The organism is Azospirillum sp. TSO5 (assembly GCF_003116065.1).
Lineage (GTDB): Bacteria > Pseudomonadota > Alphaproteobacteria > Azospirillales > Azospirillaceae > Azospirillum.
This window is the reverse complement of the sequence record NZ_LGQY01000084.1, coordinates 25,267-48,000: the sequence shown is the minus strand read 5'-3', so window position 1 is coordinate 48,000 and position 22,734 is coordinate 25,267. Positions and strand designations below refer to the sequence as shown.

20 protein-coding genes are annotated in these 22,734 nt (G+C 68.8%); 16 read left to right on the top strand and 4 right to left on the bottom strand.

The genetic code is table 11. The features are described 5' to 3' along the window. Window positions 1-3: 3 nt before the first annotated feature. Entirely contained in the window at window positions 4-1,176 is a 1,173-nt protein-coding gene (locus tag TSO5_RS21220; RefSeq protein ID WP_109153421.1) for an amino acid aminotransferase, read from the bottom strand. A 183-nt stretch (window positions 1,177-1,359) separates the two neighbouring features. Here TSO5_RS21220 and kynU point away from each other — a divergent pair, with 183 nt between their 5' ends. From kynU to TSO5_RS21205, 3 genes are read left to right on the top strand one after another with little or no spacing between them, the layout of a single operon-like run. Then, window positions 1,360-2,553, top strand: a complete 1,194-nt coding sequence (kynU, locus tag TSO5_RS21215) for a kynureninase (RefSeq protein ID WP_109153420.1) — start codon at window positions 1,360-1,362, stop codon at window positions 2,551-2,553. Beyond that, a complete protein-coding gene (gene kynA / locus TSO5_RS21210; RefSeq protein WP_109153419.1) occupies window positions 2,550-3,401 on the top strand; it encodes a tryptophan 2,3-dioxygenase in 852 nt (283 codons plus the stop codon). The genes kynU and kynA overlap by 4 nt, the downstream gene beginning before the upstream one ends. A gap of 5 nt (window positions 3,402-3,406) precedes the next feature. After that, a complete protein-coding gene (locus TSO5_RS21205) occupies window positions 3,407-4,231 on the top strand; it encodes an alpha/beta hydrolase (RefSeq protein WP_348981061.1) in 825 nt (274 codons plus the stop codon). A 6-nt stretch (window positions 4,232-4,237) separates the two neighbouring features. Here TSO5_RS21205 and TSO5_RS32990 read toward each other — a convergent pair whose 3' ends face one another. Genes TSO5_RS32990 through TSO5_RS21195 form a run of 3 tightly spaced genes read right to left on the bottom strand, consistent with a single transcriptional unit; the run spans window position 4,238 to window position 5,333 of the window. Beyond that, the gene (locus TSO5_RS32990; protein WP_199230969.1) at window positions 4,238-4,393 is read right to left on the bottom strand and encodes a hypothetical protein; all 156 of its coding nucleotides are present in this window, start codon (window positions 4,391-4,393) and stop codon (window positions 4,238-4,240) included. A 26-nt stretch (window positions 4,394-4,419) separates the two neighbouring features. Beyond that, a complete protein-coding gene (locus TSO5_RS21200) occupies window positions 4,420-4,722 on the bottom strand; it encodes a cytochrome C oxidase subunit IV family protein (protein WP_247870861.1) in 303 nt (100 codons plus the stop codon). Window positions 4,723-4,733: 11 nt separating this feature from the next. Then, entirely contained in the window at window positions 4,734-5,333 is a 600-nt protein-coding gene (locus TSO5_RS21195; protein ID WP_109153417.1) for a cytochrome c oxidase subunit 3 family protein, read from the bottom strand. 247 nt (window positions 5,334-5,580) lie between these two features. Here TSO5_RS21195 and TSO5_RS21190 point away from each other — a divergent pair, with 247 nt between their 5' ends. The 13 genes from TSO5_RS21190 to TSO5_RS21125 all read left to right on the top strand — a co-directional run bounded on the left by TSO5_RS21190 (window position 5,581) and on the right by TSO5_RS21125 (window position 22,728). Beyond that, a complete protein-coding gene (locus tag TSO5_RS21190; RefSeq protein WP_109153416.1) occupies window positions 5,581-6,033 on the top strand; it encodes a cytochrome c in 453 nt (150 codons plus the stop codon). A gap of 13 nt (window positions 6,034-6,046) precedes the next feature. Then, window positions 6,047-7,396, top strand: a complete 1,350-nt coding sequence (locus TSO5_RS21185; RefSeq protein ID WP_109153415.1) for a cbb3-type cytochrome c oxidase subunit I — start codon at window positions 6,047-6,049, stop codon at window positions 7,394-7,396. 66 nt (window positions 7,397-7,462) lie between these two features. Then, window positions 7,463-8,299: a CbbQ/NirQ/NorQ/GpvN family protein gene (locus TSO5_RS21180; protein WP_199230968.1), complete on the top strand. Its 837-nt coding sequence runs from the start codon at window positions 7,463-7,465 to the stop codon at window positions 8,297-8,299. A gap of 183 nt (window positions 8,300-8,482) precedes the next feature. After that, window positions 8,483-10,399, top strand: coding sequence for a VWA domain-containing protein (locus tag TSO5_RS21175; protein WP_109153414.1), 1,917 nt, complete (start codon window positions 8,483-8,485; stop codon window positions 10,397-10,399). Window positions 10,400-10,419: 20 nt separating this feature from the next. Continuing rightward, on the top strand, window positions 10,420-10,968 hold the full coding sequence (gene mog / locus TSO5_RS21170; RefSeq protein ID WP_109153413.1) for a molybdopterin adenylyltransferase: 549 nt from the start codon (window positions 10,420-10,422) through the stop codon (window positions 10,966-10,968). Between the two features lie 146 nt (window positions 10,969-11,114). Further along, window positions 11,115-12,182, top strand: coding sequence for a copper-containing nitrite reductase (nirK, locus tag TSO5_RS21165; RefSeq protein ID WP_109153412.1), 1,068 nt, complete (start codon window positions 11,115-11,117; stop codon window positions 12,180-12,182). Between the two features lie 358 nt (window positions 12,183-12,540). Then, window positions 12,541-12,927, top strand: a complete 387-nt coding sequence (locus tag TSO5_RS21160) for a response regulator (protein WP_109153411.1) — start codon at window positions 12,541-12,543, stop codon at window positions 12,925-12,927. Between the two features lie 75 nt (window positions 12,928-13,002). After that, window positions 13,003-13,929, top strand: coding sequence for an NAD-dependent epimerase/dehydratase family protein (locus tag TSO5_RS21155; RefSeq protein ID WP_109153410.1), 927 nt, complete (start codon window positions 13,003-13,005; stop codon window positions 13,927-13,929). Window positions 13,930-13,962: 33 nt separating this feature from the next. After that, a complete protein-coding gene (locus TSO5_RS21150) occupies window positions 13,963-14,847 on the top strand; it encodes an endo alpha-1,4 polygalactosaminidase (protein WP_109153409.1) in 885 nt (294 codons plus the stop codon). A gap of 89 nt (window positions 14,848-14,936) precedes the next feature. Next, window positions 14,937-17,273: a hypothetical protein gene (locus TSO5_RS21145; protein ID WP_247870860.1), complete on the top strand. Its 2,337-nt coding sequence runs from the start codon at window positions 14,937-14,939 to the stop codon at window positions 17,271-17,273. A gap of 7 nt (window positions 17,274-17,280) precedes the next feature. After that, on the top strand, window positions 17,281-20,259 hold the full coding sequence (locus TSO5_RS21140) for a tetratricopeptide repeat protein (RefSeq protein WP_109153408.1): 2,979 nt from the start codon (window positions 17,281-17,283) through the stop codon (window positions 20,257-20,259). Window positions 20,260-20,524: 265 nt separating this feature from the next. Then, on the top strand, window positions 20,525-21,982 hold the full coding sequence (locus tag TSO5_RS21130) for a tetratricopeptide repeat protein (RefSeq protein ID WP_247870859.1): 1,458 nt from the start codon (window positions 20,525-20,527) through the stop codon (window positions 21,980-21,982). A 62-nt stretch (window positions 21,983-22,044) separates the two neighbouring features. Continuing rightward, window positions 22,045-22,728 carry a hypothetical protein gene (locus tag TSO5_RS21125; RefSeq protein ID WP_199230967.1) on the top strand — a complete coding sequence of 228 codons (684 nt, stop codon included), beginning with the start codon at window positions 22,045-22,047 and terminating at the stop codon, window positions 22,726-22,728. Window positions 22,729-22,734: the final 6 nt, after the last annotated feature.

Genomic DNA, 22,734 nt, shown 5'->3' with positions numbered 1-22,734 from the left:
ACTTCAACGAAGAGCTACGAACTTCGCCACCACATCGTCCACCTCGGCCGTCTTCAGGCCGGCGATGTTGATGCGGCCGGAGGTCGGCATGTAGATGGCATGGTCGGCGCGCAGGCGCAGCACCTCCGCCTCGGTCAGCGGCAGCAGGGAGAACATGCCCTCCTGCTCCGCCACCGCCGTGAGGGCGGGGAAGGCGCCGGCCAGCCCGGCGGCCAGCTTGCGGCGGATGCCGGTGATGCGGGCGCGCATGCCGTCCAGCTCGGCGGTCCAGTCGGCGGTCAGGGCGGCGTCGCTCAGAATGGTGCGGACCACGGCGGCGCCATGGTCGGGCGGCATGGAGTAGCTGGTGCGGGCCAGCGCCATCAGGTTGGACTTGGCGAGATCGGCAGCGGCCGGCGCCGCGGCGACGGCGAAGATGGCGCCGGTACGCTCGCGGTAGAGGCCGAAGGACTTGGACGACGACACCGCGACCAGCGTTTCCGGCAGGGCGCCGATCAGGTAACGCAGCCCCTCCGCATCCTCGTCCAGCCCGCGGCCGAAGCCCTGATAGGCGAGATCGACCAGCGGCAGCACGCCGCGCGTCTCCAGCACCGCCGCGATCGTCTTCCACTGGTCGAGCGACAGCGGCGCGCCGGTCGGGTTGTGGCAGCTGCCGTGCAGCAGGGCGACGTCGCCGGGCTGCGCCGCCTCGAACGCCGCGACCATGCGGTCGAACAGCACGGTCTGGCTGGCGGTGTCGAAGAAGGGATGGCTCACCACCTCAAGGCCGGCGGCGGCGAAGATGCCGACATGGTTGGGCCAGGTCGGCTGGCCGACCAGCACGCGCTTCGACCCGCCGCGCAGGACGAGGTCGGCGGCCAGTCGCAGCGCACCCGATCCGCCGGGGGTCTGCACGCCGGCGGCGGTGACCTTCGTCCCGGCCGCGCCGCCCACCAGCGACCACAGCCGCTCCAGATACCCCGCGTCGCCTTCCAGCCCCAGATAGGACTTGCTGTCCTGCCCCTCCAGCAGCAGCCGTTCCGCCGCCTTGACCGCGCGGAACACCGGGGTGCGCCCCTCCTCGTCACGGTAGACCCCGACGCCGAGATCGACCTTGCCCGGCCGCGGATCCTGCTTGTACAGCCCGATCAGGGCGAGCAGGGCGTCGTCGGGCTGGCGGGAAAGCGCGTTGAACATGGCGGTGCGTCCGGTCCGTAGTGGCGGTGATGGCGGCCGGGCATTCCGGCCGGTGCGATCCTCCACTTTCGCGGCATCCGGGACAATGGAGAATTCATATCGTCTGATACGCTTAAGCATCGCGACAATTTGCAAAGCCAGCGATTGCCGGGCATCCTTCACCGGGAAGGAGCAGTCAGATCGATGACCGATTTTCACAAGACCCGCGCCCGCTTCCGCCTTCCCGACGGGGTGATCTATCTCGACGGCAACTCGCTGGGGCCGCTGCCGATCGGTGCCGAGGAGCGGGTGGCCCGCACCCTGGCCGATGAATGGGGCGGCCAGCTGATCCGCGGCTGGAACAGCGCCGGCTGGATGGTGCAGCCACGTAAACTCGGCGACCGCATCGCCCGGCTGATCGGCGCGCCGGAGGGCAGCGTCGTGGTCGGCGATACCCTGTCGATCAAGGTCTATCAGGCGCTCGCCGCCGCGCTGGCGATGCGGCCGGACGGCCGGGTGATCCTGTCCGATAGCGGCAATTTCCCCACCGACCTCTACATGGCCGAGGGGCTGATCGAAACGCTGGGCCGCGGTCATGTCCTGAAGGTGGTGGCGCCGGAGGAGGTCGAGGCCGCGATCGGCGAGGATGTCGCCGTGCTGATGCTGACCCAGGTCGATTACCGGACCGGCCGCCTGCACGACATGGCGGCGCTGACCGCCAAGGCCCATGCGGCCGGGGTGGTGACGGTGTGGGATCTCGCCCATTCCGCCGGTGCGCTGCCGGTCGATCTGGCCGGCGCCGGGGCCGATTTCGCCGTCGGCTGCACCTACAAGTATCTGAATGGCGGGCCGGGCGCTCCGGCCTTCATCTATGTCGCCCCGCAGCATGCGGAAACCGCGCGGCCAGCGCTGTCCGGCTGGATGGGGCACGAGGCGCCCTTTGCCTTCGACCCCTCCTACCGCCCCGGTGCCGGGGTGGAGCGGATGCGCGTCGGCACCCCGCCGGTGATCGCGCTGGCCGCGCTCGACGCCGCGCTGGATGTCTGGGACGATGTCGACATGGCCGACATCCGCCGCGCCTCCGTCGCGCTGGGCGACCTGTTCATCGAGCTGGTCGAGGCGCAATGCCCGATGCTGGAATTGGCCTCCCCGCGCGACGGCACCCGGCGCGGCAGCCAGGTGTCGTTCCGCCATCCCCAGGGCTACGCCATCATGCAGGCGCTGATCGACCGCGGCGTGATCGGCGACTTCCGCGCGCCCGACGTGCTGCGCTTCGGCTTCACCCCGCTCTACATCGGCGAGTCGGAGGTGCGCGGCGCCGTCGCGACTCTGAAGCAGGTTATGGACGGCGGGCTTTGGGACCGGCCCGAATACCACAAGAAGGCGATCGTAACATGAGTGGGCAGGACAAGAGGGGACCTTACGATCCGGCGTCCGAAGGCGCGCAGATGGCGTTCGACGGGCGGATGTCCTACGGCGACTATCTGCAGCTTGACCGCATCCTGGGGGCGCAGCTCCCGCGTTCCACCGCCCATGACGAGATGCTGTTCATCATCCAGCACCAGACGTCGGAGCTGTGGATGCGGCTGGCCGTCTACGAGATCCGCGCCGCCCGCGAGGCGATCCGCGAGGACCGGCTGTCGCCCGCCTTCAAGATGCTGGCCCGCGTCGCCCGCATCTTCGAACAGCTGAACTCGGCCTGGGACGTGCTGCGCACGATGACGCCCAGCGAATACACCCGTTTCCGCGACGATCTCGGCCAGTCCTCCGGCTTCCAGTCCTACCAGTACCGGGAGATCGAATTCCTGCTGGGCAACCGCAATCCGGCGATGCTGCGGCCCCACGCCCACCGTCCGGAAATCCATGCCCTGCTGGAACAGGAACTGTCCCGCCCCAGCCTGTATGACGAGGCGTTGCGCCTGCTCGCCCGCAACGGCATTCCCGTCCCGGCGGAGGTTCTGGAGCGCGACGTCTCGCAGACCCATCAGCCCAATGACGGCGTGACCGAGGCTTGGCGGGTGATCTACCAGTCGCCCGAAACCCATTGGCCGCTCTACGAACTTGCCGAGAAGCTGGTGGATTTCGAGGATTACTTCCGCCGCTGGCGCTTCAACCACGTCACGACGGTGGAGCGGGTGATCGGCTTCAAGCGCGGCACCGGCGGGACCGGCGGCGTGTCCTACCTGCGCAACATGCTGGCGGTGGAGCTTTTCCCGGAACTCTGGCGGGTGAGGACGGTGCTTTGACGGGTTTGCACAGGATCGTGGACTGGGACGACGCCTACAGCAACAGCGCCTACATTCCCGGCGGCGACACCTACCCCGCGCGATGGGCGGAGCGGGCCGCCGCCTTCCGGGCGGAGATTGCCGGCGTCGGCCGGGCGGAGCTGGACCTGCCCTATGGCGAGGGGGAGCGGGAACGCTACGACCTGTTCCGGCCGGAGGGGCCGGCCAAGGGAACCGTGGTCTTCGTCCATGGCGGCTACTGGATGGCCTTCGACAAGGGGCGCTGGTCGCATCTGGCCGCCGGGCCGCTCGCGCGCGGCTGGGCGGTCGCCATGCCCGGCTACACGCTCTGTCCGGAAAACCGCATCGCCGGCATCACCCGACAGGTGGCGCGGGCGGTGGAAACCATCGCAAGGGCACAGGCCGGGCCGCTACGCCTGACCGGCCATTCCGCCGGCGGTCATCTGGTCAGCCGGCTCGCCTGCGCCGACGCCCCGCTGTCGGAAGAGGTCCGGGATCGGGTCGGGCATGTCGTCTCGATCAGCGGCCTGCACGACCTGCGGCCGCTGCTGAACACCGGCATGAACAGCACGCTGCGGCTCGACGAGGCGGAGGCCGCGGCGGAAAGCCCGGCCCTGCTGCGTCCCCGGCCGGGCACCGGCATCACCTGCTGGGTGGGGGCCGCCGAACGGCCGGAGTTCGTCCGTCAGTCGGAACTGCTTGCCAACGTCTGGCTCGGGCTGGGGGTGGCGACCGCTCTGCGGCTGGCCGAGGGGCGACACCACTTCGACGTCATCGACGATCTGACGGACCCGGACTCCGAACTGGTGGCGACGCTTCTGGCGGCGTGAGCGGGATCACTGGGTGAAGAACATCGCGGCGAAGATGGCGGCGGTGGCGGCGATCACCGTCACCAGCCCGTTGCGTCCCAGCGCGCGCTGGCGGTAGAGCGCCACCGCCACCACGGTAACGGCGACGCTGGTCAGGATCAGGCCCAGCTTGGCTTCGGTCATTCCCGGCTTTCCTTATTCGATGGGACTCAGTGCGGGCCGATCCAGCCCAGCGCGCCGGCCGCGGTGACCAGCAGGATGACCCCGCACAGCAACACCAGCCAGCCGGTCATCGCCAGCCGCCAGCCAGGGCCGGCCTGGTCCAGTTCCAGGTAATGCAGAAGGATTTCCCGCCCCTTCGTCACCGCCAACGCCAGCAGCAGCGCCGCCCCGGCGATGCCGACACTGCCGCCCGCATCGCCATGGCGGGCGAACAGAAGGGTGACGAGGGTCAGGCCGATCAGCACCAGCCAGGACAGCGTCAGCCGGTCGATCTTCTTGAGAAACGTCATGACGGGTCTCCTCAGCGGATAAGATAGACGAGCGGATAGAGGATCACCCAGACCAGATCGACCATGTGCCAGAAGGCCGCGCCCGTCTCCAGATTCTCGACCAGCGTGTCGGGGCCGGACCGGCTGACCAGCAGCAGGATGACGATCCCCAGCACCACATGCAGGGCGTGGAAGCCGGTCAGCAGGAAATAGAGGGTGAAGAAGGTGTTGGTGTCGATGGTCAGGCCGGCGCCCAGCGTGGCCGAATATTCCATCGCCTTCACCGCCAGGAACACCGATCCCACCGCCGCCGCGATCATCATCGCCCGGCGGGCCTGCGCCACCGCGCCGCGCCGGCCGGCGGCGACGCCGCGGGCGGCCAGATAGCCGCTGGTGACCAGCACCATGGTGTTCAGCGCGCCCGCCGTGCCGTTCAGATGGGCCTGACCCGCGGCGAAGGTCGCCGGGTCCAGCACGCGGGCGACGGCGAAGCCGATGAAGGCTGCGCCGAACACCGCGAGTTCGCTGAAAATCAGAATCCACATCATCAGGTTGCCGGGCAGGGCGGCAAGGCCGCTCGCCCTTTCGTCCGGGCCCGCCATTTCCAGGTCCGTCATCTCGATGTCGGCCATTTCCAAATCCCGTGTCCAAACCTTGTCATCACGTATGCGAATGATATGTCCGCCATCCCCCATTCGGCTTGACCTCGGTCAAGGAATGCCCTCCTTCCACGGTCAATTATTCGTCCGACCCGTGGCGGTAAGACGCTGCGACGCCCGTCTTCCGGCCCCTGCTTCCAGACTGCGGCTTCGCGCAACCAACGCCTCCCGAACCGACCCCACTCGACCGACAGATCGAGACTTCCAGGGATCCCAAGCGATGACCGAACGCTTTACCAAGGCGGCCGCGCGCAACATCTTCTATGGCGGATCGCTATTTTTCTTTGCGACATTTGTCACGATGACCGCGCTTAGCCACAACTACATCGTCAACACCAGCACCGACAAGAAGGGGCTGACCGAAGCGGTCGTCCGCGGCAAGCATGTGTGGGAAAAGAATTCCTGCATCAACTGCCACACGCTGCTGGGCGAGGGCGCTTATTTCGCACCCGAGCTGGGCAACGTCTGGCTGCGTTACGGCGGCGACAAGGACCCCGAAGGTGCGGTGATGGCACTGAAGGCCTGGATGGCGGCCCAGCCCTCCGGGATCGAAGGCCGGCGCCAGATGCCGCAGTTCAACCTGTCTGAGAAGGAGGTCGAGGATCTCGCCGCCTTCCTGGAATGGACCAGCCGCATCAACACCCAGAACTGGCCGCCCAAGCTGTCGGGCTGAGGAGATTTTCGTCATGAAGTACGAATCACAAAAAGTCGCCCTCTATTACTTCGCGGCGGCCATGGGGCTGTTCGGTGTGCAGATCCTGGTGGGTCTCCTGGCCGGCACCGTCTATGTTCTGCCCAACACGTTGTCGGAGCTGCTGCCCTTCAACATCATCCGGATGATCCATACCAACGCGCTGATCGTCTGGCTGCTGATCGGCTTCTTCGGCGCCGCCTATTACCTGGTCCCGGAAGAGGCTGAAACCGAACTGCACAGCCCGAAACTGGCGTTGATCCAGCTTGGCCTGTTCGTCTTCGGCGCGCTGGCCGCCGTCGTCGGCTATGTCTTCCGCATCCATGAAGGGCGCGAGTTCCTGGAACAGCCCCTGTGGATCAAGGCCGCCATCGTCGTCGTCGCGCTGATGTTCCTCTACAACATCACGCTGACGGTGCTGAAGGGCCGCCGCACGGTCATCACCAACATCCTGCTGGTGGGCATGTGGGGCATCGCCATCTTCTTCCTGTTCTCCTTCTACAACCCGGGCAACCTGTCGCTGGACAAGATGTACTGGTGGTACGTCGTCCATCTGTGGGTCGAGGGCGTGTGGGAACTGGTGCTGGCCTCCATCCTCGCCTTCCTGATGATCAAGATGACCGGCGTCGACCGTGAAGTGGTCGAGAAGTGGCTGTACGCCATGGTCGGCCTGGCCCTGTTCAGCGGCATCCTCGGCACCGGCCACCACTATTACTGGATCGGCACGCCCGGCTACTGGCAGTGGATCGGTTCGCTGTTCTCCACGCTGGAAGTCGCCCCCTTCTTCACCATGGTCGTCTTCGCCTTCCTGATGGTTTGGAAGAGCGGCCGTCGTCACCCGAACAAGGCGGCGATGCTGTGGTCGCTGGGCTGCGCGGTCTTCGCCTTCTTCGGCGCCGGGCTGTGGGGCTTCCTGCACACGCTGGCCCCGATCAACTACTACACCCACGGCACCCAGGTGACCGCGGCGCACGGGCACCTCGCCTTCTACGGCGCCTATGCGATGATCAACCTCGCCATCATCACCTACGCCATGCCCTACCTGCGCGGCCGGGCGCCCTACAACCAGACGCTCAACATCTGGAGCTTCTGGCTGATGAGCGGCGGCATGGCCTTCATGACCTTCGCCCTGACCGCCGCCGGCATCGTGCAGACCCACCTGCAGCGCGTGATGGGCATGGGCTACATGGAGGTCCAGGAACAGATCGCCATGTTCTACTGGCTGCGTCTGGGCGGCGGCGTCGCCGTCGGGATCGGCGTGGTGGTCTACCTCTACGCCATCTTCGGCCCGGCCCGTGAAGAGCGTCCGGTTGCCGTCGCCGGCGGCCTCCAGGCGGCCGAGTAAGCCTCGAACCTCCGGCCCCCGTCCGTATCCGCGGCGGGGGCCGTCCGTTTTTCAGGAGTCTTTGCGATGATCCGCAGCGCCGCCCCTCTTGCCGTCGTGCCTGAAACCGCCGATGCCGCCAACAGCGCCGATCTGCCCTACTATCAGCCGACGGGCGACGAGTGCGCGCTGTTCGAGCATGCCTACAACCACCGCCTGCCGCTTTTGCTGAAGGGGCCGACCGGCTGCGGCAAGACCCGCTTCGTCGCCCATATGGCCGCCAAGCTCGGCCGCCCGCTCTACACCGTTTCCTGCCACGACGACCTGACCGCCGCCGACCTGACCGGCCGCTATCTGCTGAAGGGCGGCGACACCGTCTGGGCTGACGGGCCTCTCACCCGTGCCGTCCGCGAAGGCGCGATCTGCTATCTCGATGAGGTGGTGGAGGCGCGCAAGGACGTCACCGTCGTGCTGCACCCGCTGACCGACGACCGCCGCATCCTGCCGCTTGACCGCACCGGCGAAACGCTGGAAGCGCCTCCGGGCTTCATGCTGGTGGTGTCCTACAACCCCGGCTACCAGAATGTGCTGAAGGCGCTGAAGCCCAGCACCCGCCAGCGCTTCCTGGCCGTCGAGTTCGATTTCCCCGCGCCCGAGCGCGAGATCCCCATCGTCGCCACCGAAAGCGGCCTGCCCGAAAACCGCGTCGTCCCGCTGGTGCGGCTCGCCAATGCCCTGCGCGCCCTGAAGGGCCAGGATCTGGAAGAAGGCGTGTCGACCCGCCTGCTGATCTACTGCGCCACGCTGATCCGCTCCGGCATGAAGCCCGAACGTGCCATCCGCGCCGCCCTGATCGAACCGCTGACCGACGATCCGGACATCCGCGCCGCCCTGCTGCGCGTCGCCGAGGTCACGCTGGGGTAGGGTGGCCGGCAGCGCGGATTACGGAACCGGTTCTCCACCTTTGCGGCCGTCATCCCCGCGAAGGCGGGGATCCGGGCATCTCCCCAGCGCTCGTCCGATGGAAAAGCATGGATTCCCGCCTTCGCGGGAATGACGGCCGATAGGGGCTGTGGTTTTGGGCCAGTATTTGGGAGTGCGTGCGCGATGCTGGAGTTCTTCGAGCCGGAAGAGACCGTCGGCCGTTTGTGGCACCGCCTGATCGGCGGACGGTCGAGCTACCCGCATCATCCGGACGCCGCGGTGACGCTGGAAACCATGCGTCCGCGGCTGGCGGTGTTCTTCCGGGCGCTGGGCGGCGACCGCGGGGTGCGGCTCGCTGCCGGGACCGCGGCGGTGTCCGGGCACCGGCTGTCGCTGCTCGGCCGCATCGGGCTGGGGGAGGAGCGGGTGGAGCGGGCGGCGCTCGACGGCAATGTGCTCCAGCTGCCGACGACCATCGACCTGTTCCCCGATTCGGCGCTGAACGAGCGGCTCTATGAATGGCTGGCCGCCTTCTTCGCCCATGCCGAAGCCGAACCGGCTCCCGCCGACCCGCTGCAGGCCGACTTGCAGGCCCTGCGCAGCGCGGCGGCCACCACGGTGCGGGTGCTGATGCGCTGGCCCGGCCTGTCCGGCATGCACGAGGAACTGGCCCGCGCCGTCGCCGCCACCCGGCCGGCCCGCCGCCTGCCGCCGGTGGAGGCCGATGTCGAGCGCGCCGCCATGGCGCTGCTTGGCGCCGGTGCCGTCACCAGCGAGGGCGCGCGCATGCTTGCGCCGACCGTGCCGCTGTCTGATTTCACCGCCCCCTATGGCTATGCCCGAATGCTGCCGGTGCCGCTGTGGGGCCTCGTCGCACCGGGTGCCGAGCGCGATGCCGCCGCCGCGACCGACAGCCCCGGCGAGGGCGGGCAGGCGGCCGAGGGCGACCAGCGCCGCCGCGCCGCGACCCGCCGCCAGACCGATCAGATCCAGCGCAACGACCCGCTGATTCTCAACCGCTTCGAAAAGATGCTGAGCCTCGCCGAGGCGCTGAACATTCCGCGCGCGGTCGATGACGACGACGCGGAGAATGCCCGCAAGGCCGCCGACGATCTCGACGAGATCGCCGTGGGCGCGCATCAGCGCAAGGCTTCGACGACGCTGAAACTCGACCTCGACCTCGGCGCGCCGGTGGTGGACGACACGCCGCTGGTGGCGACCCTGAGCTATCCGGAATGGGACCATGGCCGGCAGGCCCATCTTCCCAACCATTGCCGGGTGATCGCCGAAACGGCACCGGCCGACGGCGAGTCCTGGCAGCCCGACGCCGCCGCCCAGCGCCGCATCCGGCAGGTCCGCCGCCAGTTCGAAGCGCTGCGCCCGCGCCGCATGCTGTTCACCGGGCAGGCCGACGGCGACGAGCTGGATCTGGCCGCCCTGGTGCGCAGCCGGGCCGATCTCCAGGCCGGCGGCTGCGGCAGCGACCGCGTGCATCAGCAGGTGCGCAGCGCAGCCCGCGATCTGGCGGTGGCGGTGCTGGTCGACGGCTCGCTGTCGACCGACGGCTGGATCGAGGGCCGCCGCGTCCTGGATGTGGAGAAGGAGGCGCTGCTGGCGCTGACCCACGGCCTGACCGCCTGCGGCGACGACCATGCGCTCTATTCCTTCACCTCGCGCCGACGCGACTGGGTGCGGGTGCAGACGCTGAAGGATTTCGAGGAGCCGCTGGGTGCCACCGTCACCCGCCGCATCGGCGCGCTGAAGCCCGGCTATTACACCCGCATGGGTGCGGCGATCCGCCACGTCACTGCCCAGCTCGCCGAACGGCCGAACCGCCACCGGCTGCTGGTGTTGCTGACCGACGGCAAGCCCAACGACGTGGACCATTACGAAGGCCGCTACGGCATCGAGGACACCCGGCAGGCGATCCGCGAGGCGCGGCGCGACGGGCTGGCGGTCTTCGCCATCACCGTCGATGCGCAGGCGCGCGACTACATCCCCTATCTGTTCGGGCGCGGCGCCTATGCCATATTCCCGCAGGTTTCCCACCTGACCAAGGCGCTGCCGGCGCTCTACCGGCAGGTCGCCTGCGCCGCCTGACCGAAAAAGGACCATCGACCATGAGCGAACCGGTGCAGATCGGACCCGTGAAGATCGGAATCGTCACCATTTCCGACCGCGCCAGCCGTGGCGTCTACGAGGACAAGGGCGGCCCGGCCATCCGGGAGGAGCTGACGCGCATCGTCGCCTCCCCCTGGGTGGCGGAGGCGCGCGTCATCCCGGACGAGTTGGACCTGATCGCCGCCACGCTGACTGAGCTGTGCGACGTCGCCGGCTGTGATCTGGTGGTGACCACAGGCGGCACCGGCCCGGCTCCGCGCGACGTGACGCCGGAGGCGACGGAGCGGGTCTGCGACAAGATGATGCCGGGCTTCGGCGAACTGATGCGGTCAGTCAGCCTGCGGGTCGTGCCGACCGCCATCCTGTCGCGCCAGACCGCCGGCATCCGCGGCCGCAGCCTGATCGTCAACCTGCCGGGCAAGCCGTCGGCCATCCATGATTGCCTGATGGCGGTGTTTCCCGCGATCCCCTATTGCCTGGACCTGATCGGCGCCGGGCGGATCGAAACCGACCCGAAAATCTGCGTCGCGTTTCGGCCGAAATCCTAATATGCGAAATCATCATAGTTTGTGTGGAAATAAAGGATAGCTGCGACAAAATAGCGTCCAGTTCTTCCACTTGACGGCGGTCAAGCAGAGGTCTCGGAGATGGGGTGAATATTCCCTCACAAGAAACACTCAACCGAGACGACGCCATGAAGACCAAGCTCTCTCTCGTCACTGTCAGTGCCGCCGCCCTGATGCTTCTGTCCGGTATCGGCGCCGCTTCGGCGGCTGAAACGCTCTATGCCGACCCGAAGGTCAAGCAGCCCACGGTCAGCGTCGTCCAGGATCCGGCCGCCGTCCCGGCGCCGGAGAAGGCCGGCAAGCGGGCGCCGAAGACCCACAAGGTGCAGCTGAACACGTCCGAAGTCGAATCCACCCTCGACGACGGCACCACCTATACCTACTGGACCTTCAACAACACGGTTCCGGGTCCGATGGTGCGGGTGCGGGTTGGCGATACGGTGGACGTCTCGATCTCCAACGCGCCGGAATCGACGATGAACCACTCCGTCGACTTCCACGCCGCGACCGGCTTCCTCGGCGGCGGCCAGATCACCCAGGTGGAACCCGGCCAGACCAAGTCCTTCAGCTTCAAGGCTCTGACTCCGGGCGTCTTCGTTTATCACTGCGCCACGCCGATGGTCGCCCACCACATCTCCAAGGGCATGTACGGCCTGATCGTGGTGGAGCCGGAAGCCGGTCTGCCGCCGGTCGATCACGAATTCTACGTGATGCAGCAGGAAATCTACGCCACCAAGGCGAAGAACCAGGCGAATGCCGAGGACGACTATGACGGCCTCGTCAACGAGCGTCCGAGCTATCTGGTGTTCAACGGCACCGTCGGCGCGCTGACCAAGGACAAGCCGCTGAAGGCCAAGGTCGGCGAGACGGTCCGCCTGTTCTTCGGCGTCGGCGGTCCGAACCTGACCTCCTCCTTCCACGTCATCGGCGAGATCTTCGACAAGGTCTATAACCTGGGTGGCCTGGAGAGCGAGCCGTCGAAGGGCATCCAGACCGTCACCGTCGCCCCCGGCGGCGCCACCATGGTGGAGTTCAAGGTCGAGTATCCCGGCAAGTACGCCCTGGTCGACCATGCGCTCAGCCGCGCTACCAAGGGCCTGATCGGCATCCTGGAAGTCGAAGGCAAGCCGGACGACACCATCATCAAGGACAAGAGCGGCGACAGCCGCAAGCAACTGGGCGAAATGAAGCACTAAGCACGTCGTCTGCCGTAAAAAAAGCCGCTCTCCCGCAGGGGAGGGCGGCTTTTTTCGTGCGTGCAGGATCAGCCACGATCCCTGGAGCAGCACAGTCACCCGCGGCTCGCCGAACAGGCCGGGTTGCCGGCCCTCGGCGAAGGCTTCGGCGATGGCTTCGGCGAAGCAGGCGAACGGACCAGCCCGCACGGGGCCAGCTTACGGGCGCCCCGCCTTCGGCCTGCTTGACCCGGCTGATCGAAAGAGTTACACAGCCAAAAATGCGTGAATACCGGTAAGGATGTGCAGCGTAGGGTCGCGTGTTGCGCCATGCCCGCCGCCGGCCATGCCGCTCACGCCGCAAAGGTCGGATGGCGAGATGGCGGACACGGTCGAAAAGACGCGGACGATCCTGGTGGTCGAGGACAATGTGCTGATGCGCAAGCTCTTCGTCCGCTGCCTGGAGGAAGGCGGCTTCACCGTCGTCGAGGCGTCCGACGCCTCCTCCGTGCTGGACCTGATGCGCGACATGGCGCCCGATCTGGTGGTGATGGACATCGTCATGCCCGGCCTGTCCGGGCTGGACCTGATCCGGCAGATCCGCGCCGATGGCGATCTCGCCGCCACGACGGTCATTGCCGTCACCAATCTCGCCACGCCCGCCGACAAGCGCCGGCTGGCCGATGCCGGCTTCGACGGCCATGTCTCCAAGCCGATCAAGCCCAAGGAATTCCAGGCCGCGGTCGCCGGCTTCCTCGCCGCCTGAGTTCAGAGATCTGATCCGGCGGCTCCGGCTTCGCGTATCACCCGAAACACACGCAAAAGCGGAGGAACCGCGGCGATGGCGCGTTATCTGGTTACCGGCGGCTGCGGCTTCATCGGCTCGCACCTGATCGAGCGGCTGCTGGCGGCCGGGCACGAGGCGCGGGTGCTCGACGATCTGTCGACCGGTAAGCGCGAGAACCTGCCGGACGGCGTGCCGGTCACCGTCGGCGATGTGGCCGACGCCGAGGCGGTTCGGTCGGCGATGGCCGGCGTGGATGGCTGCTTCCATCTGGCCGCCGTCGCCTCTGTCGACCGCTCGCGCGAGGCCTGGCTGGAGACCCACCATGCCAACCTGTCCGGCACCATCGCCGTCTTCGATGCCGCCCGCTGCGCCAACCCGGCCGGGCCGGTCCCGGTGATCTACGCCTCCTCCGCCGCCGTCTATGGCGACAACCCGAACATGCCGCTGACCGAGGATGCGGCGACCCGCCCGCTGTCGGCCTATGGCGCCGACAAGCTGGGCTGCGAGCTGCATGCGCGGGTGGCGGACGGGGTGCATGGCGTGCCGACCGCCGGTTTCCGCTTCTTCAACGTCTATGGCCCGCGCCAGGACCCGAAATCGCCCTATTCCGGCGTCATTTCCATCTTCGCCGGCAAGATCGCCCGCGGGGAGCCGATCACCATCAACGGTGACGGCGAGCAGGTGCGGGATTTCATCTTTGTAAAGGACTTGGTGCGATACCTGACCGCGGCGATGGACCGTCCGCAGTCCGGCGCGCCCGTCTACAACGTCTGCACCGGCCGCCCGACCTCGGTCAACCGGCTGGCGGAGGTGCTGGCGGAGCTGTCGGGCCGGCCGCTCGACCGGCGTCATGGTCCGGCACGGCCGGGCGACATCCGGGTGTCCATCGGCGATCCGTCCCGTCTGGTCGCCGCCTTCGGCATGAGCTGCGACACGCCGCTGGAGGATGGGCTGCGCCAGACTCTGGCGTGGCTTGGCTGAGCAAGAGAGCATTGAGCAAAGGATAGGGGTGGCGTGACCGGTGGTTCGATCGGGCGGCGGGCTGTCGCCGGGGGGCTGATGTCGGGTGCGGCGCTGCTGGCGCTGCCCAACAGGGGCCTGCGGGCCGCGGACTCCGGTCAAGCTTCCGCCTCCCCCTGGGCGGTCTATTACGCCGACGCGGCCCCGTTGTCCGCCTTTCAGCCCTATCGGCTTCTGGTGCTGGACAGCCGCGCCCACCCGCCGCTTTCGCCACTGGCCGACCGCGGCAAGACCCTGCTCGGCTATCTCAGCGTGGGCGAGGTCGAGACGCACCGCCCCTGGTTCGAGCGGGTGAAGGCCTGGGGCATCCTGGACCAGGAAAACCCCAACTGGCCCGGCAGCTTCTATGTCGACGTGCGCGACCGCCGCTGGGTCAAGCTGGTGGTGGAGGAACTGGTCCCCGCCATCCTGCACCAGGGCTTTCACGGAGTCTTCCTCGACACGCTCGACAATCCGCCGCATCTGGAGCGCACCGACGCGAAGCGCTGGCGCGGCATGACCGACGCGGCGGCGGCACTGGTGCGCGCCATCCGCCGCAACTGGCCTGACATCGGCCTGATGCAGAACCGCGCCTATGAAATCCTGCCGCAGACCGCCCCGCTGCTGAGCCATGTGCTGGGCGAGAGCGTCTATGCCGGTTGGGATTTCGCCGCCAAGCGCCCGCACCGCCAGAGTGCCGAGGATTACCGATTCCAGGTCGAGGCGCTGAAGGCCGCTGGGGCGCTGAATCCGCGGCTCTCCCTCCATACCCTGGATTACTGGGATCCGGCCGATGCCGCGGGCATCCGGGCCATCTACGATCTGCAGCGAGCCAACGGCTTCTCCCCCTACGTCTCGACGGTCGAACTCGACCGCCTGATCCCGGAGCCGCCGCGGTGAGGGGCTGCGAGTTCATAAAGACGATTATTGGCCGTCATCCCCGCGAAGGCGGGGATCCAGGCGATTCCTTAGCTGCGCCTGTGCATCGGATGGATTCCCGCCTTCGCGGGAATGACGGCCGAGGGAAGCAAACTCTGAACCGCCTTCACTGCGCAGCAGCCCTCGCCCTCGCCCTGCTTCTGCCCGGCACCGCCCTTCCCACCCTGGCCGCCGACTCGCCGCCGACAGCGACGACAGCCCAGCAGACGGTGCCGCGCACCATCCTGGCGCTGGTCGATTTGCGTGAGGAAAGCACGATCCGTCTCAGCCGCATCCACACGATGGTGGAGCTGCCGCTGAACCATCTCGGCCTGTCGGTGGTCTATTGGAACGTCGCCGACGGGCTGCCCGACCTGTCGCGCTATCCCGACCTGCGCGGTGTCGTCAGCTGGTTCGCGGGGGAGCCCTTCACCGATGTCGGCGCCTACATCGCCTGGGCCGGACGGGCGATGGACCGCGGCGTCCGCTTCGCCGTCCTGGGCCAGTCGGGGGTGCGGCTGGAGCGCGGCGGAAAGCCGGTGCCGCTGGCCGTCGCCAACCGCTTCTTCGCCCGTTTCGGACTGCGCGACGACGACGGCTATTCCGACCTGACCTACAAATCCCGGCCGGCGCTGGCCGACGGCATGATCGGCTTCGAACGGCCGCTGTCGGGGGTGCTGCCCGGCTATCCGCTGTTCCGCAAGACCGACGAGCGCTTCGCCTCCCATCTGGTGATGCGGCGCGGCGACGATCCGGCCAGCGACAGCCATCTGGTGGTCACCGGCCCGTCCGGCGGTCTGGTCACCGACGGCTACGGCCGCTATTTCGACGCCGAGTACAACCGCCGGCAATGGATCGTCGATCCCTTCGCCTTCTTCCGCGACAGTTTCGCCACCGACGACCTGCCGAAGCCCGACGTCACCACCTTGTCGGGCCGGCGCATCTATTTCAGCCACATCGACGGCGATGGCTGGCGCAACGTGACGGAGGTGGCGCCCTATGCCGCCCGCCGCGTGCTGTCCGCTGACATGGTGCGCACCGCCGCCATCGAGCCGTTTCCCGACCTGCCGGTCAGCGTCGCCCCGATCGTCGGCGACCTCGACCCGACCTGGAAGGGCACGCAGGAGTCGCTGGAGGCGGCGAAGAAGCTGTTCGCCCTGCCGCAGGTGGAGCCGTCCAGCCACACCTGGACCCACCCGTTCCAGTGGTCCTTCTTCAAGGATTACAGCCGGCAGAACGAGGCTCCCTTCCTCAACCGCGACAGCAGCTATCGCCCCGGCAAGGCCGACGACCATGCGGCGGAGGAGGCGGGGGAGGTGTCGGACATCGGCCGCTACGCCGTGCCGCGCGCCTATCTGCAGCAGCCCTTCGACCTCGACCAGGAGATCGGCGGTGCGCTGGATTACTTCACCCGGCTGGCCCCGGCCGGCAAGCGGGCGGTGCTGGTGCAATGGTCGGGCGACACCTCGCCGTTCGAGGCGGCGCTGGCGGCGGTGCGCAAGGCCGGCGGGGTCAACATCAACGGCGGCGATGCCCGCTTCGATGCCGATTTCCCCTCCATCACCGGCCTGCCGCCGGTCGGCCTGCCGGTGGGGGCAGAGCGTCAGATCTACGCCGCCGGCAGCAACGAGAACACCTATACCGAGCTGTGGACCGGCCGCTTCTACGGCTACCGCAATCTCATCAACACCATGCGGCACGCCGGCAGCCCGATCCGGCTGAAGCCCTTTAACGTGTATTACCACATGTACAGCGGCCAGAAGGCGGCCAGCCTGAACGCGCTGGTCTCCGTGCTGACCGCCGCCCGTGGGCAGGAGTTGGCGCCCATCGCCGCCTCCACCTACGCCCGCATCGCCGAAGGCTTCTACACCACCCGGTTCGAGCCGCTGCCAAGCGGGGCGGATGTCGGGCGGCGCTGGCGCGTGCTGGATCGCCGGGCGTTGAACACGCTGCGCTTCGACCATGCCAGCGCCAGCGCGATCGATTTCACCCGCTCCATTGGCGTGCTGGGCCAGCGCCACAACCAGGGCAGTCTCTATGTGGCGCTCGACCCGGTGGTGGTGGAACCGGTGGTGGCGCTGACGGAGACAGACCGCGCCGACCGCGACCCGCCGGCCGCAGTGCCCTATCTGGTCCACGGGCGCTGGGCCTTTTCCGCGCTTGCCGCAGAAGGGCAGGGTTTCCGCGTCGCCGCCACCGGCTACGGCGAGGGCGCCATGGTCTGGCATGTGCCGCGCTCCGGCCGCTGGACGGTCACGGCGGAGCGCGACGGAGCCCGGCTGTGGTCCGGCACCGCCGATGCGGATGCCGACGGCCGGCTGGCGCTGACGGTGCCGGTGTCCGCCATCGCGCCGCTGCTGCTGCGGATCCGCCCGACCGGTGGCGCTTCCGGCGGCACGGCGGGGTAGGGCGGCGATGCGCGCGAACATCCTCGTCGTTCTGCTGGTGCTGCTCGTGGGCATCGGCGCCAGCCTGCTGCTGATCCCGCACAGCGGCGAGCTTGCCCTGCAGAAGTTCCGCGACCGCGACTACGACAGCGCCCGCGCGGTCTACGAGCAGCGCTATGCCGCCGGCGACCGCAGCGGCACCACGGTGATGCCGCTGACCCGCCTGTCGCTGGCCCAGGGCGACGTCGAGCGCGCCATCGCCCTGACCGAGGAGTTCGTCGCTGCCGAGCCGTCCTCCGTCGAAGCGCGGGAATTGTTGAACCGGCTCTACCAGGATGCGCAGCGGCCCGGCGACTATCTGGAAAACCTGAAGGCCCTGGCGGAGCTGCGCCACAGCGCCGACCTCTACCGCGATCTCGCCTATGCCGCCGGCTTCCGCAACCGGATGGCGTTGAAGGTGGAGGCGCTGACCCGCTACTGCACCCTGCGTCCCGAGGATGTCGAGGCTCCGCAGGAACTGGCGGCACTGCTGGCCGCCCGCGGCGATCCTACCGGGGCGGTGGACTGGCTGTTGCGCGCCGACGACCGTGCCAAGGGCGAGATCCAGCCCGACAGCCGCGAATTGCTGATGAGCCTGCTGATCGACCTCGACCGCGAGGAGGAGGCGTTCGACCGTGCCCGGCGCTGGCTGGGCGAGAATCCCACCGTCGCCGACATGATCGGTCTGGCGAGCCAGCTTGCCGCGGCGTCCCGTCCCGACCTTGGCCTGCGGCTGATCGAACCGCAGGTGACGGGGCGCAATCCCGTGCTGGCGCTGGAGCTGACCTACATCGACCTGCTGATCGCCGCCGACCGCCGGGAGGAGGCGCGGACCCGCCTGTCGGCGCTTCCCGGCCCGGTCGAGGATGTCCAGTTCGGGCGGCTGCTGGCGCTGGAGGTGAATGCCGGCATGCTTCGCCCGGCGCTGGCGGCGACCAAGGGGCGCGACCTGCATCTGGTGCCCGACTGGGTCCTCGCGGGGCTGGCGGAAAGCGCGTTGCGCGAGGGTGACCGCAGCTTTCCCGACCGCCTCTATCGCGAGCTGGGCGACGAATTCCTGGACGATTATCCGCTGCTGGCCGCCAACATCGCGCTCGGCCGCGGCGATCCTGCCGCTGCCGCGGGGTGGGCGGAGCGCGGCCTTGCTGGCGGCACTTTGACTCCTGGCGACCAACTCGCTGCCATCCGCATCCTCGACCGCGCCGGCCGCCATGGCGCGGCGACCGCCGCCTTCGACCGGCTGCCGCTGTCCGGCGGCATTCCCGACGAGCAGTTGGAGGAGCTTGCCGCCCTGTTCATCGACCTCGACCGCGCGCCGGCCGGGCTTGCTTGGTTCGAGGCGAGGCGGCAGGCCATGCCGTCGCCAGCCGCTGGGCAGGGTTGGGCGCGGCTGGCGGCCAAAGCCGGCGATCCTGCCGCTGTCGCCGAGTGGTTGGCCGGGCAGCCCAAGCTTTCGGCCGTCTTGTTGCAGGACATCGCCGGCAGCGCCGCCGAGCGCGCGACCAATTCTCCGCCGGCGGCGGCGCTGGCCCTTGCCGCCTCGCAGCGCGCCTTCGCGCTCGACCCCTCGCCACGCAGCCGTCTGGCGCTGGCCAATGCCCTGACCGCCACCGGCAAACCGGCCGAGGCGCTGCCGCTGCTGGCCCCGCTGCTGGCGGATGGCGGCACGGAGGTGGAGGCCGCCTATATCGCCGCGCTGGCCGGCGCCGGCCGGTCGGAGGAACTGACCCGTTACCTGACCGCCAAGCTGGCGAAGGGCAACCTGTCCGATGCGGACCAGCAGGCCATCGTCACCATGCTGCTCGACCACAAGGCCTATCGCGCCGCCCTGCCGCTGCTGCGTGGCTGGGCGGCGAGCCAGGGCGGTGACTGGCTTGGCGTTTATGCCGATGCGGCGGTCAAGGCTAATGCGCTGCCCGACCTCGCCGCCCTGCTGCAGAGCCGGGCCGCCGCCGCCCCGCTGGCCGAGGCGGAGGATGCGCTTTACCGCGACACGCTGACGAAGTTGGGCCGCAAGGCCGACCTGCGCCGCTATCTGCTGGCGCGCGCCACCGACGACCGCCTGCCCGCCGACAAGCGGCGGGAGCCGGCATCGTCCCTGCTGGCGCTCGGCGACAAGGCGGGGGCGGAGCAGGCCCTGCAGCGGCTGGCGGCCGGACAGGGGCCGCAGAGTGAGGATTTCCGGCAGCTCGCCTATCTTTGGGGACCGCGCCCGCCCGCCGCCGGTCTGGACTGGATCGAGGCGCGGGCCAAGGCGGCGTCCAGCCCGGCCGAACAGGCGGCATGGTACGACCGTCTCGCCGAGTATGGTGGCGGGCGCCGCGTCATCGCAGGGCTTGGCGGCCAGGACGCCGCCCCGGCCCAACCGGCGCTGAAGGCTCCCTATATTGAGGCGCTGGCGGCGGCCGGCAAGGGCAAGGAGTTGGCCCAGGCCCTGCGCACCGCGGTGCCCGAGGAAGCCGCCCCCGACCGCCTGCGCCGCTACGCCCGTCTTGCCGAGCAGACCGGGCAGCGCGCCGCCGCCGCCCAGGCCTGGACCGCACTGCTGACGCGCAAACCCGACGATGCCGACGCGCTGCGCCAGCTCGGCATGCTGGCCTATGACGAGAACCGCCTCGCCGACGCCGAACGGCTGCTGCGGCGCTACGCCGCCTCCGGCCCCGACGATTACGAAGCCTACTATTTCCTGGGCGAGGCGCTGACCGCGCTGAAGCGTCCGGCCGCGGCGGTTCCGTTCTACCGCACCGCCCTGTCCCAACTGCGCCACCGCGCCGGCCGTGGCGACGCGGCGGTCCAGACGGAAGCGAATTTGCTGAACCGGCTGGGCAAGGTCGACGACGCCGTGGCGCTGTTCGAGTCCCTGCGCAAGCGCCGCCCGGCCGACCGCCAACTGAAGGCCGACTACGCATCGATGCTGATTGAAAACGGACGACTGCCGGAGGCCCGCCGTGTCCTGGCCCTTCCGTGATTTCTTTCGCGCCTCTGCGCAGGATATCCCTCTCCCGCCCCGGGAGAGGGAGGGGACCCGCGCCGAAGGCGCGGGGAGGGTGAGGGGCATTCCGAGAATCCCGAACCGCATGGCTCCTTGCATCACCCCTCACCCTTCCCAAGCTTTGCTTGGGCCCCTTCCCTCTCCCGGGGCGGGAGAGAGACTGTTATGGCTCGCCCTCGCCCTAACCCTCCTCGCCACCACCCCCGCCTACGCCCAAACGCCCTCCGCCCGCCTCGAAGCCGTGCGTGAGGACCGCGCCGCCCGTTTCGCCCTGCATTGGCCCGGCCCGGTCGCCACCGAAACCCAGCGCGACGGCCACGAACTGGTCCTGCGCTTCAACCGCCCGCTTGGCGAGGTCGCGCTTGACCGTGTGCCGGAGCGGCTGGAGTCCTGGGTCGACAACATCCTCTACGGCTACGACAGCGTCGTCCTGGTGCTCGCCAGCGGCGTCGAGGCGACGGTCGCGACCGATCGCACCGGCCTCAGCGTCGCCCTGACCCGTGCCCCCACCGCCGCGCCCAGCCGGGAGGCGCAGGCCGCCGACCGTGCCGCCGGCCGGCGTCTCGACTATTTCCGCGCGCTGGCGCTGATGGAGGGCGGCGACGTCCGACCGGCGCGGACCCTGCTGCGCGACCTGCTGGAACAGGACCCCAACGACGCCCAGTCCACCGCCCTGCTAGCCCAGGCGGAGGAACGGCTCGGCCGCTGGCGCGAAGCGATCCGGGCCTATGACACGGCGCTGGAACTGACGCCCGACGAACCTTCCCTGGTGCAGGGCAAGGCGCTGCTTCTGCACGAGAATGCGGATCGCAGCCGCCTCGACTTCGATTGGCAGAAGGTGCGCAACGCCGACATGCAGCGCATCGCCCGCTTCAGCGGCGTGCAGGAGCTCGGCCGCTCCACCGCCTTCACCTGGAGCCTCGAGCGCCGCGATGTCGATGTCGACGCCGCCCGCCGCGAAGATGGCCGGCTGGAGCCTTTCCACGGCGCCCGCTCCCGTTTGGAGGCGGCGCTGGTCCATGACTGGCCGGAGTGGGAACGCTCGACCCTGTCGCTTTACGCCGCGCCGCAGACGCTGGGCGCCGGCTACACCCATGGCTGGCGCGGCGAGGAAACGGAGACCCGCGCCGGCTTCGCCTGGAGCGAACCGAGCTTCGCCTTCCTGGAAGGGATCGTCGACGGCGGCCGCCGCGACCGCCTGTTCGTCCAGCATGACGACCGGCTGTCCGACCGCTGGTTCCTGTCGCTGGGTGCCGGCTACAACCGCTATGGCCTTGCCGGCGACGCCGATCTGGCGCGTAGCGCGACGGTGGAGGGATCGCTCCGCTACACGCTGAACGCGGCGGGTCCGCTGACCAGCGTCGCCTATGTGCTGGACGCCGAATATGTCGCCCACCGTGAGGAGCGGCAGGACGGGCAGGGCCAGCCTTATGTCCCGCTGCCGGCGGCGACGCGCGAGGTTCATGCGCTGCAGCTGAATGCCGAGGATTTTCTGACCGACTACGTCCGCTATGCGGTGCAGGTCGGCTACGCCTATGACCGGCGGGGCCGCAGCGGGCCGCAGGGCGCCATTTCGCTGGGATGGGAACCGGCGGACAATCTTGAGCTGAATTTCCGCGCCAGCCATGCCCGCTCCACCGCGCGCGGCACGGCCAGCGCGGTGAACAGCGCCGGCGTCACGCTGGTCTGGCGTTATTGACGGTGTGTCAACACTTTATGGTTAAAAAAGGTGGACTGGTGATGAGGCAAAAGGGTGTGGGAATGACGGGCAAGGGTGTGCGGGCCGGTGGGGCGCTGCTGGCGGTTGGGCTGCTGCTGGCGGGCTGCAGCTTCGGCCGGATCAACAGCCGCGACTTCGCCCAGCCGGGCGCCGTGCTGCCGGCCGGTTCGACTGTCGCCGTCCTGCCCTTTGAGAATCTGACCAACCATCCCAACGCCGGCCAGATCGCCGCCGACATCGTCTCCACCGAACTGTATGGCGTCGACGGCCTCCGCAGCATGGATGCGTCCCGCGTCCGCAGCCGCCTGTCCGCCGCCAAGCCCACCGGCGACGCAGCCGCCGCGACCGATGCGCCGGCCGACGCCGCCCCGCTGGACGCCCAGGCCACCGGCCGGACGCTGGGGGTGGATGCGGTGCTGTCCGGCAGCGTGTCGGAATATGGTTACCAGCATGGCCTGCGCGAGGAGCCGGTGGTCGGCCTGAACGCCCGGCTGGTCCGCAGCTCCGACGGCGCCGTGCTGTGGACCTCCAGCCAATCGGAGGCCGGCCGCGGCTATTTCAGCCGCGACAGCGTCAACAACGTCGCCCAGCGGGTGGTGACGCGCATGATCGACAGCCTGCGGCCGGTGGTCGCTGCACCCGCCGTGCCCACTTCGGCATACGCCCCGGCCCAGGCCGGCCGCGCCTCCGACAGCGACTTCTCCAACGACCTGCACCGCGAGTGAGCGTGC

Coding starts and splice junctions, on each gene's coding strand:
- TSO5_RS21140 (WP_109153408.1), top strand. CDS start 17,281: ATGCGCGCGAACATCCTCGTCGTTCTGCTGGTGCTGCTCGTGGGCATC.
- TSO5_RS32990 (WP_199230969.1), bottom strand. CDS start 4,393: ATGACCGAAGCCAAGCTGGGCCTGATCCTGACCAGCGTCGCCGTTACC.
- TSO5_RS21175 (WP_109153414.1), top strand. CDS start 8,483: ATGCTGGAGTTCTTCGAGCCGGAAGAGACCGTCGGCCGTTTGTGGCAC.
- kynA (WP_109153419.1), top strand. CDS start 2,550: ATGAGTGGGCAGGACAAGAGGGGACCTTACGATCCGGCGTCCGAAGGC.
- TSO5_RS21155 (WP_109153410.1), top strand. CDS start 13,003: ATGGCGCGTTATCTGGTTACCGGCGGCTGCGGCTTCATCGGCTCGCAC.
- TSO5_RS21125 (WP_199230967.1), top strand. CDS start 22,045: ATGACGGGCAAGGGTGTGCGGGCCGGTGGGGCGCTGCTGGCGGTTGGG.
- TSO5_RS21220 (WP_109153421.1), bottom strand. CDS start 1,176: ATGTTCAACGCGCTTTCCCGCCAGCCCGACGACGCCCTGCTCGCCCTG.
- TSO5_RS21190 (WP_109153416.1), top strand. CDS start 5,581: ATGACCGAACGCTTTACCAAGGCGGCCGCGCGCAACATCTTCTATGGC.
- kynU (WP_109153420.1), top strand. CDS start 1,360: ATGACCGATTTTCACAAGACCCGCGCCCGCTTCCGCCTTCCCGACGGG.
- TSO5_RS21195 (WP_109153417.1), bottom strand. CDS start 5,333: ATGGCCGACATCGAGATGACGGACCTGGAAATGGCGGGCCCGGACGAA.
- TSO5_RS21200 (WP_247870861.1), bottom strand. CDS start 4,722: ATGACGTTTCTCAAGAAGATCGACCGGCTGACGCTGTCCTGGCTGGTG.
- TSO5_RS21185 (WP_109153415.1), top strand. CDS start 6,047: ATGAAGTACGAATCACAAAAAGTCGCCCTCTATTACTTCGCGGCGGCC.
- nirK (WP_109153412.1), top strand. CDS start 11,115: ATGAAGACCAAGCTCTCTCTCGTCACTGTCAGTGCCGCCGCCCTGATG.
- TSO5_RS21180 (WP_199230968.1), top strand. CDS start 7,463: ATGATCCGCAGCGCCGCCCCTCTTGCCGTCGTGCCTGAAACCGCCGAT.
- TSO5_RS21145 (WP_247870860.1), top strand. CDS start 14,937: ATGGATTCCCGCCTTCGCGGGAATGACGGCCGAGGGAAGCAAACTCTG.
- mog (WP_109153413.1), top strand. CDS start 10,420: ATGAGCGAACCGGTGCAGATCGGACCCGTGAAGATCGGAATCGTCACC.
- TSO5_RS21160 (WP_109153411.1), top strand. CDS start 12,541: ATGGCGGACACGGTCGAAAAGACGCGGACGATCCTGGTGGTCGAGGAC.